A 19863-nucleotide genomic window follows, 5' to 3' on the forward strand; every position below is an offset into this window, starting at 1 on the left:
AGAGTGGATGAATGGGTTTAGGAGGATTATCATGAATGATAAACACATCAAGTGGATCATCTTATTTACACCCACACTGGTTATTTTTTTCTGGGAGCTTTTTCGCCATCAATCCCATGTATTACACTATATATCGATGGATTTAGGCAATTGGCTCTCCCCACTGTGGGTCTTTCTCGTTACGATTACGGTCGTGCGTAAGTTATTTACACGCTATGATCATATGAAATACCAACTAGAGAAAGAGCGGGAAGAAAAAGCCATTCTACAAGAACGTGAGCGAATTGCACGCGAATTACACGATGGTACAGCCCAAGCTCTTTTCCTCTGCTCCGTGCAAATGAATGCGATGAAAGAGGAATCCGATCCGCGATGGCACGAGCTAGAGCATAGTTTACGTCAGGTGCATGATTATGTTCGTAACTCCATCTCGCACTTAAAAGCCCCTCCTCAAGAAGGCGTAGTCGGATGGGAGAAAAAAGTACGCAATCTCATTCAAGAATTTAAGTTAGATACGGGCGTAGACATTCATGTTGACATCGAACCGAATCTCGACCTTACTTCTAAAGAAAAAGCGACCATTCTTTCTTGTCTACAGGAGGCCTTAACCAATATTCGCAAACATGCACAAGCCGAGCATCTTTCAATTACACTGAAAGCACATTTTAAAGGCTGGCAACTCGCAGTACAAGATGATGGTGTTGGTTTTGATCCTCAGGCCATTGCAGATAGCCATCATTTTGGCTTACGCATCATGGAAGATCGTGCCCAGGAAGTTGGCGCTACACTTCATTTTTATCGCAAAGATGACCGTACGCATTTATTGATTACAAAAGGAGGAAATTAAATTGGAACCGTCCATCTCTGTTCTTATTGGTGACGATTCGGAAGCATCTCGTAAAGCAATACGCATGATTTTACAAACCGATCCAAACTTAAAAATTGTGGGAGAAGCTAAAGATGGGCTCGAAGTGGTCCAAATGGCAGAATCGCTTTTACCCGATTTGATCTTAATGGATATTAACATGCCAAATATGAATGGGTTAGAGGCGACAAGGCTCATTAAAGATCAATTGCCACACATAAAAATCATCATGGTTACCGTATCTGATCAAATCTCTGACCTGTTTGAAGCCATCAAAAAAGGAGCGCAAGGTTATCTACTCAAAAACTTAAACCCGCAAATTTGGATCGAATATATTCACTCCATCATTAATGAAGAGGCACCCATGTCAGCTGCGATTGCTAGTCGTATCTTACATGAGTTTAATGAGAAACCCATCATATCCCCTAACTCCGGTCTCACCCAGCGTGAACACGAAGTATTGATTCAAGTTGCAAAAGGATTGAGTAATAAAGAAATCGCTAACACCTTATTTATTACAGAACATACGGTCAAAAATCACCTCAAAAACATTATGCAAAAACTATATCTCAACAACCGTGCTCAGTTAGTCCGCTATGCTTATGAACAAGGGTTTATGGGCAAATAAAACAAAAAGCAACCCGATTTAGGTTGCTTTTTGTTTTATTAATGATCTAACCAATTCTTTAAGGCCGGAATTCTTTTGAGAATCAACCAGTCTAGCAAGTATACCACGATGATGGATAAACCAGCTAAGGGAAGTAGAATACCTAAAATTACCATAAAAATCAAGAATGACTTTGAATTTCCATACTGCTCAATCCGTTGTGGTGATCCTAATTTACCCTTTGGCTTACGCTTCCACCACATGATCCAACCACTGATGACAATACCAATCAGAGCCAGACAAATGAATAAGCCAAAAATTTGATTCCAGATCCCGAAATAACGTCCTTCATGCAAAGCGATCCCGATTGAAATCAATTGTGCGGTCTTACCGTAATCGTCAAACGTTAGTTTGGTTAATACTTGACCTGAATATTGATCGATATGAAGCGTAGCTTCGCCTTCCGGACGATCAGGGCGTACGGAAAGCGTGTAAACACCCGTCTCTCCTTCTGGTAAGTCAATGCGATAGTCACGCGTGTAAGATTGTTCCTCTGCAAATTGGATGATCTGATCTATGGTTAACGCCCCACCGTTGGTCTCTTTTGAAGCGGGTACAGGTAAAGTTTCTGCTGCCCAAGGTACATCGGCTACCTCTTTACTGGGAGTCGTTGATTCGGGTTTTTCTCCCCATAATTCATCTGGATAGCCAGAGTTAGTGGCAACCGCTACTTTTTGAATCAGATCGCCCCACACACCCGACCATGGAAGTCCGGTCAGAATTAAAAGCATGATCAAAGAGGAAAACCAAAATGCCGACACGGCATGTATGTCCTTCCAAAAGATCCGATTTTTTTGACGCAATCGTGGGAAGAATGTACCGCCAATCTCTTTTTTATTGCGTGGCCACCACAAAAATAAGCCTGTCGCCAATAAAATGACAGCCCAGCTAGCTGATAGTTCTACAATTGCATCTCCAATTGTACCTGCCATTAATTCACCATGTATGACTGCTACTGTATCGAGCCAGTTATCGGAACTCGCTATTTTCCCCAAAATTGTACCATCATACGGATTGATAAATACCGTAAAAAATTCTTCACCCAGCATCATCTGTGCTTGTGCTGCCTCTTCTGCTGTCGAAGCAGGTATATAGCGCACCACTTCTCCTTCGGGGTAAGCAGCTCTCACTTTTTCTAGTTGCAATGATGCTGAAATAGGTTCCCCTGTATGTTCAACATTTCGATATTCTTGATACATCACATTTTCAATTTGCGGTTTAAACAAATAAATCGAACCAGTGACTGCTAATATAATTAAAATAGGAGAAAATAGAATTCCTGCAAAAAAATGCCATCTCCATACCTGTTGATATAACCCTTTTTGTTTCATATGACTCTCCCTCTCACATTTCATTCTGTGAGCAAGTATAGAGCCTGATCTATGATCTGAAACGACTCAGAAGAGCTAGAATGGTGAACTTTATACTAATATAACAAGAAAAGTATACTTTTGAGCCAGTCGTGTATTTTGTTTTTCATTCACTTTCGCCGAAACACCCTCACGTTCATACAGGTTTTGGCTACGCTAACCTCCATTTTATTTTTAATGCTGATTGATGTGGAACATGTTATGATATTTTTTGTCAGATATGTGGAATGGGGGAGTTTAACCTGCATGGAACAACTTATTGATCTACTTAAATACTTACTACTCGGTTTATTTCAAGGATTTACGGAACCGATACCCGTCTCATCAAGTGGGCACTTAGTGATCGCACAGGAATTCTTAGGGATTGAAACCGAGAATATTAGTTTACTTGCACTATTAAACTTTGCCTCACTACTTGCCGTGCTCGTTATTTATTGGGATGATATTACACGCCTTTTGCTCAATAGTGTACGCCACATCGAAAAACCATGTGCAGCCACACGCTCCGACTTTCGTTATGTACTTTACCTCATCATCGGTACTTTACCAGCGATGGTCATCGGTTTACTTGGGAAAGACTTTATCGATCTTCACTTAAATCGAATCGAAACAGTTGGCATCACCTTAATCATCACAGGCTGTGCGTTATGGTTTATTCGAAAAAGTAGAGGCTGGCGTGCTGATGGGGATTTAACCATGAAAGACGCTTGGTTAGTCGGCTTAGGACAAGCGGTAGCCCTCACGCCAGGAATCAGCCGCTCAGGTGCTACAATTGTGGTGGCTATGCTCCTTGGGATGCACCGCGAAACAGCGTTTCGCTTCTCTTTCTTACTTTATATTCCCGTTAGTTTAGGTGGATTTATACTAGGAATTGGGGATTTTCTGGAAGAGGATCTATCCCTTATGATGATCATCATCTATTTGATCTCATTATTAGGGGCATTCATTATGACCTACTTCTCCCTCAAGTGGTTTATGAACATTATGGCCAAAGGGAAATTAGGCTATTTTGCTATCTACTGCTTCATCGTAGGACCAGCTGTCCTTATTTATTCCTTACTTTAAGACAAGTCAACTGAAATGAGGGAGAGGCATTCTCTCTCATTTTAGATTGCACGCGTAAGGGAGTTTTTGGAAGCTCCGTGAGGTTTAGGCGGAGCGTTTGACAGCCACATCGAAAATTCATGCAAATGATTTTGGCTTATATTTATAGGAATTTTTTCATTTAAATCTTTTTTTCATAATTATTTTGTGATATAATGTTTTTTATACAATAAGTAATTTATGAGGTTGGGAGGTTTTTATTTGGATAGTAAAGGACTTAAAGTCCTCGTACATGCTAGTACTTGGTTCGCACCGATCGTTGTACCTTTGATCGTATATGTCGTCATTACAGATAAAGAAGTACGACGTATTTCGATGCAAGCATTGATCTTCCATATTATCATGTCCATATTGATCTTCATTTCAAGCTTGCTATCGTTTGTGCTAATCGGTATTCCTTTTCTCATCGCTTTTGCAATTATGGCTCTAATATATCCGATCATCGGCATCATACGCGCCATAAATGAGGAACATTTTGATTATCCACTTACACGCATGTTTGTGAAGTAATTTTTTTTAATAAATGATGTAAACGCTTTCAAAAAGGGTAGTCATGCACTTTTTGAAAGACGTCTATTTTTGCCTTAAAATGAATGAACATTCAATCATTTGAAATGGAGTGATTTTTATGAAAAATGTATTTTCGATTTGTTTCGCTTTTTTACTCAGCTTCACCCTTGCACTGCCAACCGTTTCAGCCGTCGGCCAAAATGATGCTTATCGCTCATATATTCAGAAAACACAGAAAGAAACTACAATTAAGCCGAATGTTAAAATAAAAGGAAAGATTTCAGATAACGCCAATAACTACCCGATTGTGCTTGTTCATGGTCTTGGCGGATGGGGCCGAGATGAAATGCATGGCTACCGCTATTGGGGCGGACTTACTGATATTGAAAAAGACATGAAAAAGAAAGGTTTAACCGTATACACCGCCGCCGTTGGACCGGTATCGAGCAACTGGGACCGTGCCGTTGAGCTATATGCCCAAGTAAAAGGTGGACGCGTTGATTATGGTAAAGCACATGCTGAAAAACATGGGCATGACCGTTATGGAAGAACTTATGAAGGATTTTACCCGGAATGGGGAGAAATAAACCCGAGTACCGGAAAGGTGAACAAGATTCATCTCGTCGGACATAGCTTAGGAGGACAAACGATTCGTTTGTTAGATGAATTAATTGAAAGCGGTTACAAAGAAGAGAGAGAAGCAACTCCAAGTGATGACCGCTCTCCCCTTTTCAACCAAGAAAATCGCGCATGGATCCACAGTGTTACCACCGTTACGACTCCGCATGATGGATCTCCCTTTGCTTATACAGTTGACAACTTTTTCCCACACATCCAACAGTTAATCGGCTTTGCAGCAGCTGCTACTGGTAAAAAAGACGAATTTTTCTATGACTTCAAACTGGATCAATGGGGGTTAAAACGAGAGCAAGGCGAATCTTATAAAAGCTACTTCAATCGCGTGAAAAATAGCGCCATTTGGAAAAGATCGCTTGATACTTCGCAATGGGATCTTGCACCTGAAGGTGCGCGCGACTTAAATGAATGGGTAACCTCACGTGATGATGTTTACTATTTCTCGATTAGTGCTGAACAGACCTATAAAAACATCTTCACAGGTTACCACTTACCAGGACCCCTGATGAATCCGATCATGTATGCATCTGGTTTCCAGATTGGACGTTATACACAAAACGATAATAATGGAAAAGTAAAGATTGATAAAAGCTGGTGGGAAAACGATGGACTCGTATCCGTAGTCGCTATGGATGGACCTATGACGGAAACTTCTGTCCCCTATAAGGGTACCCCCCAGAAGGGCGTTTGGAATGATATGGGCGTGTTACATCACTTTGACCACCTCGACGTAATCGGGTTAGGTATTCGCGATATGCGTGATTGGTACAACGATTTAGGTCAATATTTAAATCATTTGCCGGATTAATGTAAGCGCTTTCTATTCTAAGCTAGGAAACGGAAAAACTCCGTTTCCTAGCTTATTTTGCTTGGTTACGCAGTTGGCGATTAACAGTTTCTCGTGTCATCCCTAAAAACTGACCAATCTCTTCCTGGGTCAATACATCCTCTAATTGAAGATTTGGTAAAAACTGCGCAAACCATTCCCGTAGCATCGGAATTCGGTCTTTCGTAGGTGCTGTTGTCAGCTCCATGCGTTTCTGCATCTTTCGTAGCGTCGTCTGTAATACGAATGCTACCTCTCGATACTGCTCAGGCTTTTCCGCCAACAATTGATACCACTCAGCCGCCGGCAGACATTGAACCTCTGACACAGACATAGCAGATACTGTGCCAAATGTTTCCTGCGGTACAACCAATGAATGATGCGGGAAACGCTCTCCAGGCACTAAAATATTAAAAAGAAAAGAGCTACCATCTGCGCGAATACGCGATACCTTCAATAATCCACTTTTTAAATAATAGATCTTCCCTGTTTCTCCTTGTAAAAAAAGAACCTCTCCTCTGCTTAAATGCACACTTATCCCTCTCCTGTTCACATCATCGCCTAATTTATTGTGATTAAAATCACAGTTCTTCGTTCCTTTCACCTCTATACTGAAATTGTAGCAGATGCATAAAACAAAAGAGGTGGATGAACATGTTAAATCCAAAAACACTCCAAACGATAGAATCTTACGTACCTGTTCTTGCAGAGCAGGGCGCTACAATCACAACCCGGTTTTACCAAATTTTATTTCAAAAACATCCTGAGCTCTTAAACGTTTTTAATAAAACACATCAAGTAAAAGGAACCCAACCAAGAGCACTTGCCCATTCCGTTTACATGGCCGTCAAACATATACAATCTCTCGAACAAATTCTACCGGTGGTTGAACTCATTGCCCACAAGCACCGCAGTCTTGGCGTACTCCCTGAACATTACCCAGTCGTAGGTGAAAATTTAACCATCGCCATGGAAGAAGTTTTAGGAGATGCTTTTACACCTGAATTGAAAGCAGCATGGATCGAAGTTTATGAGATCATTGCAAATGCATTTATTGAGGTCGAAGGAAAACTTTATCGTGAAGCCATCGAACAACCCGGTGGATGGGCTGGTTTCCGTAACTTTGTCATCGATCGAAAAGTGAAGGAAAGCGATGTCATTACTTCCTTCTATCTCAAGCCCGTTGATCAAAAGCCCATCGCTTCATTTAAGCCCGGACAATATGTAAGTTTAGATCTCTCCATTCCAGGACAACCTCATAACCATAAGCGTCAATATAGCTTATCTGATGCACCTCATAAAGATTATTATCGCATCTCTGTCAAGCGTGAGGACGCGAGGGAAGACTCACCTGCTGGTATTGTTTCGAGCTACCTTCATGATGACGTGCAAGTTGGAGATGTATTACCTGTAAGTGCACCAGCTGGTGTCTTCACCTTAAACACCGACAATCCAGCACCACTAGTATTAATCTCCGGAGGGGTCGGTCTCACACCGCTCATGAGTATGTTGGAACATACACTGGAAGCAACCCCAGATCGCCGTGTCCTATTTGTGCAAGCCACCATTAATGGTCATACACATGCGATGCAAGAACGTCTTAAAGCATTAAGTGAACAACATTCGCAACTAAATACCTATACCTTCTATACGTTTCCAACCGATCAAGATCGAAAACAAAAAAAGATGGATGGAGAAGGATTTATTCAAATCCACCATCTCGATAAAATACTTTCCACCACCGATATCGACTGTTACTTATGCGGGCCCACCCCTTTTATGAGTCATATTTATCAGCTACTCAGTCAGCTAGGTGTCGCAGAAGAGAATATCCATTACGAATTCTTCGGTTCCATGGAACACTTACAAAAAACGAAGTAGATAACAGAGAAGCCAAGCAAATCCTTAGATTCGCTTGGCTTCTCTTCGATTTAGATGCCATTTTAATTCCGAGAGCAAAATACCAACTAAGACCAACACAATCCCGATCCATTGCAAAGAAGCAATCTGCTCATGCAGTAACCAGAATGCAAATAAAATCGCCACAGGCAACTCAATTGCTCCGAGTAGCGAAGCCAGTCCTGTTCCCACATAGGGAATCGCCTTCGCAAATAGTAAGGCAGGCAAGATGCCCCCTAACAACCCGATCAGCGCCGCCCATTTCCACAACCCCGTTGCAAGCGCGCCATTTAAAAGAAATACGGGTGGAAAAACGATGAGCGTGATCACCGTCGCTCCAGTCACGATAAAAGCAGTCCGCACAGTTGCTGGGACTTGCCCGCTTTCCACGCCACTAAAATGAATAAAGAGCGTATATGTCGCCGCCGAGGCAAGCCCATATAAAATACCTAATCCATTTCCACTCTGCCCCTGACTCACGCCTACCTGACTTGCCAAGAACGTTCCTATCAAGATTACAAGCATGGCGATCCACTTCATGGGAGAGGGTGCCCGCTTGTTTATAATCGCTTCTAGTAATACACCCATCCACGTAAATTGAAAAAGCAGTAAAATCCCAAGGGAACCGGATAAATACTGCAACGATTGATAATAAAAAACACCAGTTAATCCCGAGCATATCCCACTCAAAAGCCATACGCCCAGTGCGCGTTTTGACAACTTTTTCAGATATGCGCGATAGGGAATGACAAACAACCACATCCCCACACAAGCAAACAAAATTTGACTACCCGTAATCTCAGCTGCACTAAAACCAGCCGCATAGCCCAACTTCACCAAAGCCGTCAGCGTCCCATACGAAGACGCACCTAGTAATACCAGTAAACTAGCTTGCCACCGACTCACGATCCATTCTCCTCATCCTTTAACACAAAGTCTCTCCATCTTAGCATACTTGTCTATGAAAACCTATACGCAGCTATTCTAGGTCATTTGTTTCATATACAAAATAGAGAAAACAAAGCGTTTTAGGAGTCTACATCGCAAAACACCTATAAATAGCAATTCATTTGCCCATTTCAAGAATAGTCAAATTCAAGATATGATCTCATGTCATTGAAAGCTGCATTACTTCACCGCGTCCTACATCTACTTGAAATACATCGGGATTAGCCATCTGCTCCCATTCATTAAAGCCAAAGCGTTCGTCAAACGACTTTAAAAGGAGTGTGAGTAGATTTCCATGGGTCACCACCACTACATGTTGTCCACCCCGTTTTTTCATACCTTCGAGCGCCTTTATACCCCGCTCCATCGCATCGCGGCTCGATTCTCCTCCGACTAGGCGTAGATCAAGATCGATAAAGGATTGTTCTAGTTGTAATTTCCAATCGGGTAGAGATGTATCACTTAGAACGCGCTCTTGGAATAAAGGCTCTATATGTATGGGTTGACTTAACCGTTTCGCCAGCGGTTCAACGGATTGCACCGCTCGACGATAGGGACTCGATACGATCGTATCGATGGGAAATTGCGCCAAGAAATCCCCTAAAGCTTCGGCTTGCACTTCACCTGTTGGTGTCAATGGGGCATCTGCTGCTTGTCCTTCAGCTTGGCAATGACGAATCAAGTATATGGTTTCCATCTCTTTTACCTCGTCATATCCGCCAGATAACGCTCTTGGAATTCTCGTTTCAAAATACTCATATTAATTGAATCATGATAGGCATGATCATAGTAAAGCGCTTCACGAGCAATCCCTTCCACCTCAAAGCCTAGTTTCTCATAGGTACGACGTGCATGTTCATTATAGGCAAATACATTCAGTTCAATGCGATGTAGATTTAAAATACCAAAGCCATAATTGAGCATCAACTTCATCGCTTCACTGCCGAACCCTTTTCCTTTATGCTCTGCGTGATTGATGGCAATTCGTATATTGGCATTGCGATTCGTATTGTCTATATCTTGGAGTGCGATATCACCAATCACTTCATCGGTATCGCGCAAGGCAATGAGTAGCCATACACTCGATTCATCACTCGTTTTCTGCTCGATATATTGCTCGATTTGCATGGGGGTGAAGCTTCGCTGTGTACCTGTTAAGCGCCGATTTTCAGTATCAAACAAAATTTGAAAATGAGGGCGCGCGTCTGCAAGTTCCACAGGTCGCAGATAAATACGCTTGCCCTCTAAAAAACGAACTGGTCTATGTTGTTCCATCATATATCCCTCCTATACACGATAATTGTAGCATATAATGCTAAATAAATATATCTATAATTATAAAAATAGATAGAATAGACGTGAATACATGTCCAACATGTATACTATAAGCCAGATCGCATTATCCACAACTATTTGTAACCCGTTAATCCGCACCCTTTGATCTAAATAACCAACTCTTTACTATAATTACAAATATCAAAGTCTATTTGGAAGATTTCTTGTACGAGTTGCATATTTTCTTCATCATAAAAACTCCGATAAGAAGGGTTTTGTGGTCTAATCCTTTCTTGATAATGTTTGGCATTGAGCGCTCGGGCTGCTAAGTCTATCACTTTATTCCCTTTAACATTATGATGATTTGATTGAAAAAGCTGGTGAGTGGGTGCATGTTTAAGCGCATATTGTTTCTCTAACTGTCTCAATTCAGTTTGCAAATTTTCCAAATAGATATACCGAGAAATAAATGCTTTTTCCTCTGGCTTACATTGTTGATGAATATGCCACTCCAATTCACTTCTATTTTGTTGCCGATGTCTGACGTAATGAAGAAACTGCTTAAAGGATATGCCATTCTTTTGATAAAAATCGATCATTTCAGGCCAATGACAGCATCCTGTCTTCACTGCATGCAAAAAAGAGGATACTGCACGTGTATAGGGATTACGAACCAATTTCACACTTTCTTTGTGCTGATAATCTTTCATAAGATTTGCTAGATAATCCGGTTCTGAACAATACCTTTCTCTGAATCGATGAATCCAAGGATGATATCGTAGAGCTTGATCGAGCAGACCAATCTGATAGAAAAACCACTTATTAAGCACTGTGCATCCGCATTTATGCGTCCAGTATAAGATAAGTGGAAAATCCTTATGGTATGAGGGATATCTACCCGCAAACATGGCTTGGTTTTGCCCCACATTCATATGATCCCCTCCTCATTAATTATATGATTCTCATAAGACAAGCGTGCTTCATATTAAGAATCATCATCATTTAAATACGTCTATTTTCATACAAATTCATTTTAGAGCATTGACCCTTTTTGCAAAGCGTAATATGATAATGATAACTATTATCAACTATTATTTTATTAACTTTTGGTGGGATGACATTTGAAAAAATTAATCTTTATGGGGATGTTTAGTAGCTATTTAGGATTAGCCATGGTAAATCCTATTTTAGGCCCGCTATTACGAGAGCTTAATTTTAATGAAACACAGATTGGAATCGTATTTGCTGTTGCGGCCATTTCTCTCTTTATTGCCAGTCCATTGTGGGGAAAAAACAGCAAAAAATATGCCTTAAAATCGATTCTGGTCTTCGGTATGTATGGTTTTGCGCTTTGCTATCTGGCATTTGCGATTATCCTTTCACTTGGGCTTTCTTCTTCTATTGCTCTACCGATCATCTTTCTATTCTTAATCCTCATTCGCATGTGCGGTGGTGTGGTCTTTGCCGCACTTTTAACGGCTTCCCAAGCGATTATAGCGCGCTACACACCTAAGCATGAACGCACATCAGGAATGGCTCTTTTAGGCGCGGCCAGCGGTTTGGGATTAATTATTGGTCCGGCTATCGGAGGGGTTTTTGTTCTGATTCATTTGACATTTCCGATTTACATTGCAGCGATTCTTCCATTTATAATGGCTGTTCTGTTATCCATTCGATTAGATTTAAAGCTGCCTCAACATGACATAAAAGAACCGCCGCCTAACTTAACCATCCATTTTTATGATCAGCGCATCTTTCCATTCTTACTAGTCGGCTTTTTTTTAAATCTGATGATTGTCCTAATGCAAGTTACTTTAGGGTTCTACTTTCAAGATCAAATGAATCTTACACTACTAGAAACGACACAAGCAGTCAGTTTATCACTCGTCATTTTCGGTTTCACGAACTTTATCTGTCAGATGTTCGTCGTCAGAAAAATGAAGTTAAACCCCACTTACTTATTGCAACTGGGATTCTTACTCAGCTTGACAGGCATCATTCTTTTTTTAGCTAGCCCTTCTATAGGGGGAACTTTCTTGTCTTTTGTCTTTATTGGAGCAGGATCTGGCCTGATTTTACCTGGCTATTTAGGTGGACTGTCCTTAGCGGTAGATGATGCTTTTCAAACGCAAGTAGCAGGATTAAATGGTGCGGCCAATGGTGTAAGCTCTATGATCGCGCCGATCGTTGCAACATTTTTATACCAGATCGAACCCGCTGCACCTTATTATTTCATTTTGGTCTGCACGCTCGGTTTAAGCGTATGGCAATTTAGTCTTCGGTTGCAACACATAGAATCTAGATAACATCAACTCCAGGAGGAAGATATGATGACTTCACAATCACTTCTAGCTGAAATTATTCGCTCTCGACGTACCATCCGTCACTTCAATGCGGAGAACGTCTCCATTTCCACACTCAAACATATATTCGAACTTGCAACTTTTGCTCCTTTTCATAAAAAAGAAGAACCTTGGCGCCTTATTTTAATCCATGGAGAGGGAAAAGAACGACTCATTCAAACTGTGATCCAATCCCTTACCTTAATGGAAGCTCCTGAAGCGACGATAAAAGCGTATACGTCTTATTTACGTACGATTTCAGCCTTCACACTCGTTATAATGGAAGAAAGTGAATCAAAACGACAATGGGAAGATGATTTATGTGCCACAGCTACTTTGATACAAAACATTCAATTACTAGCTTGGGAACAGCAAATCGGCATGGTGTGGAAATCTTTTAACACCGAAGAAACACACCCGCTTAAAGCTCACTTCGATATCGGAGAAAACGAAAAAATTGTGGGCCTATTACTGATCGGTCACTTTGACAAAATCCCATCCGTAAAACAACGAAAACCACTTGACGAAATCCTAACAGTCATTGAAAAATAAGCAAAATCGTACTCTATTTTGATCTTTTTGCAAAAGGTTATTTACAAGTACTGGGATGAGTGGTATATTTAATGACGAACCATAAATGATAATGATTATCATTATCTATTATAATTATGAATGACTTTATTACTAAATTTGAATAGAGCCGAACTCTCTCTATTACAATAGACGAACTAGCCGTTTGCTTCACTCAAAACCTTATTTATGGAGGAATGTAGACATGAACCCTACTCAAATTTTAGAAAACCAGTATTTTCTCGCCAATCAAGAACGCCGAGAATCGAATGCCCGCTCTTATCCACGCCGAATTCCGATTGCGATCAAAGAAGCGAAAGGGATTACAGTTACAGATGTAGAAGGAAAAAAATACTTAGATTGCCTAGCTGGAGCTGGCACCTTAGCACTTGGTCATAATCATCCTGTTATCATTGAAGCGATTCAAGATGTCCTTTCCTCCGGTTTGCCTTTACATACACTCGACTTAACCACACCCGTTAAAGATGAATTTGTCGAGGAACTTTTTGCTATGCTTCCTGCCGAATTTGCATCACGCGCTAAAATTCAATTTTGTGGCCCATCTGGTGCAGATGCGATTGAAGCTGCCCTGAAAATCGTCAAAACCGCTACCGGACGTCGTAGTATGTTATCCTTCCAAGGCGGTTATCACGGGATGACACATGGCGCGCTTAGCTTAACAGGAAGCCTCGGCCCCAAAGAAAAAGTGGCCGGACTTATGCCCGATGTTCACTTCCTCCCTTATCCCTACTCCTATCGCTGTCCATTTGGATTGGGTACAGAAGCAGGTGCACAAGTCGGAAGCCACTATATTAAGCAATTGTTAGATGATCCAGAAAGCGGTATCATTCCACCTGCCGGAATGATCATGGAGATGGTGCAAGGTGAAGGTGGCGCGATTCCAGCTCCTGATCAATGGGTGCAAAATATGCGAGCACTGACCAAGCGAAAAGGGATTCCGCTCATCGTAGATGAAGTCCAAACTGGCTTTGGTCGAACAGGTAAGTTATTTGCCTTTGAGCATGCTGGTATTACACCTGATGTACTCGTACTATCTAAAGCCATCGGTGGTTCCTTACCACTCGCTGTCGTCGTATATGATCGCGAATTAGACAAATGGGCACCTGGTGCGCACACAGGCACTTTCCGAGGGAATCAAATGGCGATGGCGGCTGGTATCGCTTCAATTCGCTTCATCCGTGACAATCAATTGGATCAACATGCTAAAGTGATGGGTGAACGCCTCATGTCTAACCTGAAAGTGGTACAAACTGCTACTGAATCCATTGGTGATGTTCGGGGACGCGGTTTAATGGTCGGGGTTGAAATCGTCAATACCAAAGCAGTTCCTGACCAAATCGGAAGTTATCCAGCAAATCCGGAGCTGGCTCGCCTGATCCAGCAAGCTTGTTTTAAACGAGGCTTAATTTTAGAACTAGGCGGCCGTCATGGTAGTGTAGTCCGTTTCCTTCCGCCACTCATCATTACATCTGAGCAAGTAGATGAAGTAGTAAGTATCTTTGGAGAAGCAGTCAAAGAAGCCGAATCAATTTTTAATCGTGCATAGATGAAAGGTGAATATAGAAAGATGAAATCCACAACATTACATCCTGATCAACTCTTCTTAGGAAACTCAGACCAAGCTTGGAACTATTATCAACATGCCATGAAACAGAGCGAAAAAGCACTTAAAGCGCCTTTTGCACTTCAAACAAAGCCTTTTAGCGGTATTAGCGTAGCCGAATTAAACAACCTCATAAATCGCTGGGACATCTGCCCGGAAGAAGGTACACCGATTGAAGAGGTGCTGGAACAGGTGGGGAGTTCGATCATTCAACACACCATGGTTGTCCATGATCCGAATTGTGTAGCACATTTACATTGCCCACCTCTGATCCCTGCTTTAGCTGCTGAAGCTTTGGTAAGTGCTACGAACCAGTCGATGGATTCTTGGGATCAAAGTCCATCGGCTACACTACTTGAAGAAAGAGTCATTCAATGGCTTGCTAAGCTCTTTTACGACACTTCAGATTGTAATGGTGTTTTCACCAGTGGGGGTACACAATCTAATTTCATGGGATTATTACTTGCCCGCGATCACTACTTGAAAGCACATCATGACTGGGACGTAAAAAAACGTGGTTTGCCACCGTTTGCATCTCAACTACGCATCATATGTTCAGAGGCGGCACACTTCACCGTAAAACAATCCGCTTCTCTACTCGGGCTTGGCGAAGATGCCGTTATAACCATTCAAACGGATTCAAAGCAACAAATGTGTCCCCACGATTTAGAACGAAAATTAGAAACCATGCTCGCAGCCAAGCATATCCCCTTTGCGCTTGTAGCAACCGCTGGTACAACAGACTTTGGGAGTATCGATCCGTTAGAAGCGATCTACACACACACAAAAAAGCATCACATGTGGTTACATGTCGATGCAGCCTATGGTGGCGCTTTACAATTAAGCACCTCCTATCGTAATCGTTTGAGCGGAATTGAATATGCCGATTCGATTACAGTTGATTTCCATAAACTTTTTTATCAACCCATTAGTTGCGGAGCCTTTCTCTTAAAAGAGAAGAAGCACTTTCAGCTCTTAAAATTACATGCTGACTACTTAAATCCAGAAGAAGATGAGCTTGACGGGATTCCTAACCTGGTTGGAAAATCGATTCAGACTACGCGTCGCTTTGATGCTTTAAAATTGTATGTATCACTACAAGTGCTGGGACGCAAAGGATTCGCCCATTTAATCGAATCCACTTTACATATCACACAATACACAGCATCAACACTTGCTCATCATGCTCACTTTGAAATCAAGAATCGCACCCCCCACATGAATGCGATTGTATTTCGCTATCTGCCTAAGCATGGCGATATCAATGGTATTAATTTAGCGATCCGACAGCATTTATTAGCAAGTGGTGAGATCGTACTGGCCAAAACAAAAGTGAAAGATGAGGTTTATTTAAAGTTCACCTTACTAAACCCACGCATTACAGAAACCGATATCGATCACATGATACATCTAATCGAACAAATCGGAAATCAATTCGACCAATAGAAAGGAGTTTAACTAGCTATGCTTAATCACATCGCGCAAAATGCAACCATTCAAAGCTTTTTAAATTGTTATCTCCGAGAAACAGGGAACTATGAATTAAAATCACGGACTGAATTATCTAAACAACTATCAGGAGAAAACCTGATTCAACTCTCCGCCGCTGAGCATTATGTCTTTATCGAACTAACCTATCAAAATATGGAGGTTGTAGCGCCAGTCTCATACTGGTCGCTTACAGACCGCCATCTCTTTCATTTCCCCATCTACTATCGTAACGTGATAATGAATCATTGGATCGAGCTCGACTATGTCACCTTAATCACACTGATATCAAAAGAGCTAACGATTTCACAGAAATTAACATCTTATCCAGACGATTTTGTATTTCGAATCATCCAAAGTTGCCAACATATTGATGCTTATGTAGATACACGCAAAGTAGATGTAACCGAATTATATGCGTCTAAGTTTAGCTTTTTAGATGCCGAGCAATCCCTTGTATTTGGCCATCTCTATCATCCGACACCAAAGAGTCGTCAAGGATTAGCTGATCATGAACAAAACATGTACGCACCTGAAATGAAAGGAAAATTTTCACTTCATTACTTCCGGGTCCACTCTTCACTAGTAAAAGAAGATTCCAATCTCCCACAGACCGCAGTAGCGCTCATCAAAGAAGAAATCCAACTTGATGAAGCATTTGATTTACAATTGAAACAAGAGATTGCTCAAAAAGATGATTTTGCAATCATCCCGATGCATCCTGTACAAGTCCCTCATGTATTGCGTGATCCAGTCATTCAATCCTATCTGAAGGAAGGATTAATCGAAGATCTCGGTATTCAGGGAAAAGCTTATTATCCAACCTCATCATTCCGTACCTTGTATCATCCAGCTTCTCGCTTCATGTTTAAGTGTTCAGTCAATATCAAAATTACCAATTCGGTTCGCTTAAACAAATATAAAGAACTTGAACGCGGGGTCGAAGTGACACGCATTATGGAAAGTGAGATTGGGCAAGCATTACAAGCGCGTTATCCCCAGTTTGATATTGTAAAGGACCCTGCTTTTATTACGGTGATGCATCCAGACAAAGCTGAGTCCGGATTTGAATTGGTATTACGTGACAATCCATTTCGTCATGAAGACAGCCAACAAGCTACCCTGCTCGCTGGACTTTGTCAAGATCCCATTCCAGGTCAGACTTCACGATTGGCCACTATTATCACAAAAATTGCCCATACCGAGCAACGAACCACAGAAACTGTAAGTCTCGATTGGTTCCGACAGTATCTCGATCTCTCTTTTGAACCGATGATGTGGCTATATCTGAATTATGGCATTGCGTTAGAAGCACATCAACAAAATAGTGTCGTCCAATTGGATGATGCAGGCTATCCCAAATCTTTTTACTATCGCGATAACCAAGGTTACTATTACTGTGAATCCACATTCCCAGAATTAGGGCGTATCCTACCTGGAATTAGCGATAAAAGCGAGACGATGTGTAAAGATGAAGTAGCCGATGAGCGCATTCGCTATTATTTATTTATTAATCACCTGATGGGCCTCATCAATGGCTTTGGCGTTGCACAACTGTGCGATGAATCTACGTTATTAGCAGAGTTAAAACAGCGACTTGAGAAGCTACACCCACATAACCGGAAACCATCTAGGCTGATTGAAAGTTTACTTCACGATGAACAATTACCTTGCAAAGGCAACTTACTTACACGTTTTCATGATATGGATGAGTTGACAGGACCAATGGAAAGCCAGTCTGTTTATATTCAAATTCCAAATCCGTTTTTGAAGAAAGAAGTGGTCCTACATGCAACCCCTTAGCACACAGAAAATTTGGAAGCGGTATGAGGAGCAGATCAAAAAAGAGATTTCATTTCGCCCAGTAGAGCTAGATTTAGATGTCAAACGCCTTCATAGCTGGATGCAGGAACCTCATGTCATTCCCTTCTGGAAACTCAATATTCCATTTGCCGATTATGAGATTCATCTACAAAAGTTTCTTGCTGATCACCATCAGTCTCTCCATATCGGTCAGCTCGATGGTAGGCCTATGAGTTACTGGGAGACATACTGGGTACAAGATGACCTATTAGGACAGCATTATGACTTTCATCCGGAGGATCAAGGCGTTCATCTCCTGATTGGCCCTCCTTCCTATCTAGGAAAAGGTTATGCTGCGCCTTTATTACGCCATATCACTTATCACCTGTTTCAACATGAAAGCACCCAAAAAGTCGTAGCAGAGCCCGATATCCGTAATGAAAAAATGATTCACGTCTTCCAAAAATGTGGCTTTGAATTTCAAAGATCGATTCAACTACCCGATAAAGAAGCCGCTTTAATGTTTTGTGAACGAGAACCGTTTATGAGGAGTTGGAAACAAGATGATGCAGGAAAGTAAACAAGAAGTATTAGATTTGATCGGGATCGGACTGGGTCCCTTTAATCTCGGACTAGCAGCCATGTTAACTAAAGTCCCGACCATAAACGCTCTTTTTTTCGAGCAAAAACCAGAATTTGATTGGCATCCAGGTCTATTAATCGAAGGAACGACCCTCCAAGTTCCCTTTTTCGCAGACTTAGTGACCATGGCCGATCCAACTAGCCCTTATACTTTTTTAAACTACTTAAAGGAACATAATCGTCTTTATCACTTTTATTTCCTGGAACGCTTCTTGATCCCTAGACGTGAATATAATCACTACTGCCAATGGGTATCGAAGCAATTAGACGCTCTTCGTTTTAGTAGTGAAGTCGTTTCAGTTGTCCATCACGAATCCAAAAGTCCGGCTCTTTTTGAAGTCACGGTAAAAGATACGCAAACGCAAGCGATCACGACTTATTGGGCCAAAGATGTGGTCATCGGAGTTGGAAGTGTACCAACCATTCCAATCCCACATGAAAACCTGTCAAACGATCATGTCTTTCATTCCGCAAACTTTTTACAACGATTTGATGAGCTTACGACAGCAGAGTCCATTACGGTGATTGGGTCTGGTCAAAGTGCGGCTGAGGTCTTCCTTACCCTCTTACAAGCACAACCCGAACATGGTTATCGCATCGATTGGTTTACACGTTCAAGCGGCTTTTTCCCGATGGAATACTCGAAGCTGGGACTAGAGCATTTTTCACCCGATTACATCGACTACTTCTTCCAGCTCCCACAAGCTGAGCGTGATGCATTATTTAAAAGACAGGGATTGCTGTATAAAGGGATTAGTGCCAGTACCATTGCCACCATCTATGAGCTCCTATATGAACGTACTGTAGGAGAAGCATCTCCCCCGGTAAGATTGCTCGCACATACCGAGGTGCAAAACATCGTGCAGACGCAGGAAGCAGGCAGAATCACTTACGAATTGAGTTGCTATCATAAGGAACAAAAAACAGCATTCACGCACGACAGTGACAGAATCGTGATGGCTACCGGTTATCAGCACAAGCTACCGTCGTTTATTGCCAGTTTAGATCCTTTTATCGATTGGGATGCACAAGGACGTTATCAAGTAGATGCAGTCTATCAAGTACAATCGACAAAACAAACATCAAATCGTATCTTTGTGCAAAATGGCGAGTTACATACACATGGTATCGGAGCGCCAGACCTGGGGCTTGGGGCTCACCGTAATGCGGTCATTATTAATCAGTTAACGGGTACAGAATTTTATCCAGTACAAAAGAAAAATGTCTTCCAGCAATTTGGCGTATCCCCGGCTCAAGTTAAGCAGGCCGAAACAGAATTCGTAAAAGGATAAAG

19 protein-coding genes are annotated in these 19863 nt (G+C 41.7%); 13 read left to right on the forward strand and 6 right to left on the reverse strand.

Going from position 1 to position 19863, the window contains the following annotated elements:
• The first annotated feature begins 31 nt into the window (after positions 1–31).
• Both IC619_RS02275 and IC619_RS02280 read left to right on the forward strand, forming a co-directional pair.
• Complete coding sequence (locus IC619_RS02275; protein WP_191138491.1) at positions 32–847, forward strand: sensor histidine kinase; 816 nt, start codon at positions 32–34, stop codon at positions 845–847.
• 1 nt (position 848) lies between these two features.
• Positions 849–1493 carry a response regulator gene (locus IC619_RS02280; protein WP_191138492.1) on the forward strand — a complete coding sequence of 215 codons (645 nt, stop codon included), beginning with the start codon at positions 849–851 and terminating at the stop codon, positions 1491–1493.
• Positions 1494–1531: 38 nt separating this feature from the next.
• Here IC619_RS02280 and IC619_RS02285 read toward each other — a convergent pair whose 3' ends face one another.
• On the reverse strand, positions 1532–2863 hold the full coding sequence (locus IC619_RS02285; RefSeq protein WP_249669669.1) for a PepSY-associated TM helix domain-containing protein: 1332 nt from the start codon (positions 2861–2863) through the stop codon (positions 1532–1534).
• Between the two features lie 285 nt (positions 2864–3148).
• On the opposite strand from IC619_RS02285, the gene IC619_RS02290 reads away from it, so the two are divergent.
• The 3 genes from IC619_RS02290 (at position 3149) to IC619_RS02300 (ending at position 5960) form a co-directional block, all read left to right on the forward strand.
• A complete protein-coding gene (locus tag IC619_RS02290; protein WP_191138494.1) occupies positions 3149–3967 on the forward strand; it encodes an undecaprenyl-diphosphate phosphatase in 819 nt (272 codons plus the stop codon).
• A 240-nt stretch (positions 3968–4207) separates the two neighbouring features.
• On the forward strand, positions 4208–4516 hold the full coding sequence (locus IC619_RS02295) for a DUF4870 domain-containing protein (RefSeq protein WP_191138495.1): 309 nt from the start codon (positions 4208–4210) through the stop codon (positions 4514–4516).
• A gap of 118 nt (positions 4517–4634) precedes the next feature.
• Positions 4635–5960 carry an esterase/lipase family protein gene (locus tag IC619_RS02300; RefSeq protein WP_191138496.1) on the forward strand — a complete coding sequence of 442 codons (1326 nt, stop codon included), beginning with the start codon at positions 4635–4637 and terminating at the stop codon, positions 5958–5960.
• Positions 5961–6012: 52 nt separating this feature from the next.
• Here the strand turns inward: IC619_RS02300 and IC619_RS02305 are convergent, their stop codons facing one another.
• Positions 6013–6510 carry a cyclic nucleotide-binding domain-containing protein gene (locus tag IC619_RS02305; protein ID WP_191138497.1) on the reverse strand — a complete coding sequence of 166 codons (498 nt, stop codon included), beginning with the start codon at positions 6508–6510 and terminating at the stop codon, positions 6013–6015.
• 122 nt (positions 6511–6632) lie between these two features.
• Between IC619_RS02305 and hmpA the strand changes: the two genes are divergently transcribed.
• Positions 6633–7859, forward strand: coding sequence for an NO-inducible flavohemoprotein (gene hmpA / locus IC619_RS02310; RefSeq protein ID WP_191138498.1), 1227 nt, complete (start codon positions 6633–6635; stop codon positions 7857–7859).
• Positions 7860–7883: 24 nt separating this feature from the next.
• On the opposite strand, the gene IC619_RS02315 is transcribed toward hmpA, so the two are convergent.
• From IC619_RS02315 to IC619_RS02330, 4 genes are all read right to left on the reverse strand, one after another.
• Positions 7884–8783 (reverse strand): EamA family transporter, encoded by a 900-nt coding sequence (locus tag IC619_RS02315; protein ID WP_191138499.1) that lies wholly within the window; start codon positions 8781–8783, stop codon positions 7884–7886.
• A gap of 202 nt (positions 8784–8985) precedes the next feature.
• On the reverse strand, positions 8986–9522 hold the full coding sequence (locus IC619_RS02320) for a histidine phosphatase family protein (RefSeq protein ID WP_191138500.1): 537 nt from the start codon (positions 9520–9522) through the stop codon (positions 8986–8988).
• Positions 9523–9527: 5 nt separating this feature from the next.
• Positions 9528–10100, reverse strand: a complete 573-nt coding sequence (locus tag IC619_RS02325; protein ID WP_430624084.1) for a GNAT family N-acetyltransferase — start codon at positions 10098–10100, stop codon at positions 9528–9530.
• A gap of 167 nt (positions 10101–10267) precedes the next feature.
• Positions 10268–11032, reverse strand: coding sequence for a sulfotransferase family 2 domain-containing protein (locus IC619_RS02330; RefSeq protein ID WP_191138502.1), 765 nt, complete (start codon positions 11030–11032; stop codon positions 10268–10270).
• A 189-nt stretch (positions 11033–11221) separates the two neighbouring features.
• Here IC619_RS02330 and IC619_RS02335 point away from each other — a divergent pair, with 189 nt between their 5' ends.
• From IC619_RS02335 to IC619_RS02365, 7 genes are all read left to right on the forward strand, one after another.
• Complete coding sequence (locus tag IC619_RS02335) at positions 11222–12406, forward strand: MFS transporter (protein WP_191138503.1); 1185 nt, start codon at positions 11222–11224, stop codon at positions 12404–12406.
• A gap of 24 nt (positions 12407–12430) precedes the next feature.
• Positions 12431–12994, forward strand: coding sequence for a nitroreductase family protein (locus IC619_RS02340; protein ID WP_191138504.1), 564 nt, complete (start codon positions 12431–12433; stop codon positions 12992–12994).
• Positions 12995–13217: 223 nt separating this feature from the next.
• Positions 13218–14579 carry an aspartate aminotransferase family protein gene (locus tag IC619_RS02345; protein ID WP_191138505.1) on the forward strand — a complete coding sequence of 454 codons (1362 nt, stop codon included), beginning with the start codon at positions 13218–13220 and terminating at the stop codon, positions 14577–14579.
• 21 nt (positions 14580–14600) lie between these two features.
• Positions 14601–16082: a pyridoxal phosphate-dependent decarboxylase family protein gene (locus IC619_RS02350; RefSeq protein ID WP_191138506.1), complete on the forward strand. Its 1482-nt coding sequence runs from the start codon at positions 14601–14603 to the stop codon at positions 16080–16082.
• A gap of 18 nt (positions 16083–16100) precedes the next feature.
• Positions 16101–17927, forward strand: coding sequence for an IucA/IucC family protein (locus IC619_RS02355; protein ID WP_191138507.1), 1827 nt, complete (start codon positions 16101–16103; stop codon positions 17925–17927).
• The gene (locus IC619_RS02360; RefSeq protein ID WP_191138508.1) at positions 17914–18507 is read left to right on the forward strand and encodes a GNAT family N-acetyltransferase; all 594 of its coding nucleotides are present in this window, start codon (positions 17914–17916) and stop codon (positions 18505–18507) included. The genes IC619_RS02355 and IC619_RS02360 overlap by 14 nt, the downstream gene beginning before the upstream one ends.
• Positions 18491–19861 carry a lysine N(6)-hydroxylase/L-ornithine N(5)-oxygenase family protein gene (locus IC619_RS02365; protein WP_191138509.1) on the forward strand — a complete coding sequence of 457 codons (1371 nt, stop codon included), beginning with the start codon at positions 18491–18493 and terminating at the stop codon, positions 19859–19861. Before IC619_RS02360 ends, IC619_RS02365 begins: the two co-directional genes overlap by 17 nt.
• Positions 19862–19863 lie beyond the last annotated feature (2 nt).

It is taken from the genome of Polycladospora coralii, from assembly GCF_014773435.2.
Taxonomy (GTDB): Bacteria; Bacillota; Bacilli; order Thermoactinomycetales; family Thermoactinomycetaceae; genus Polycladospora; species Polycladospora coralii.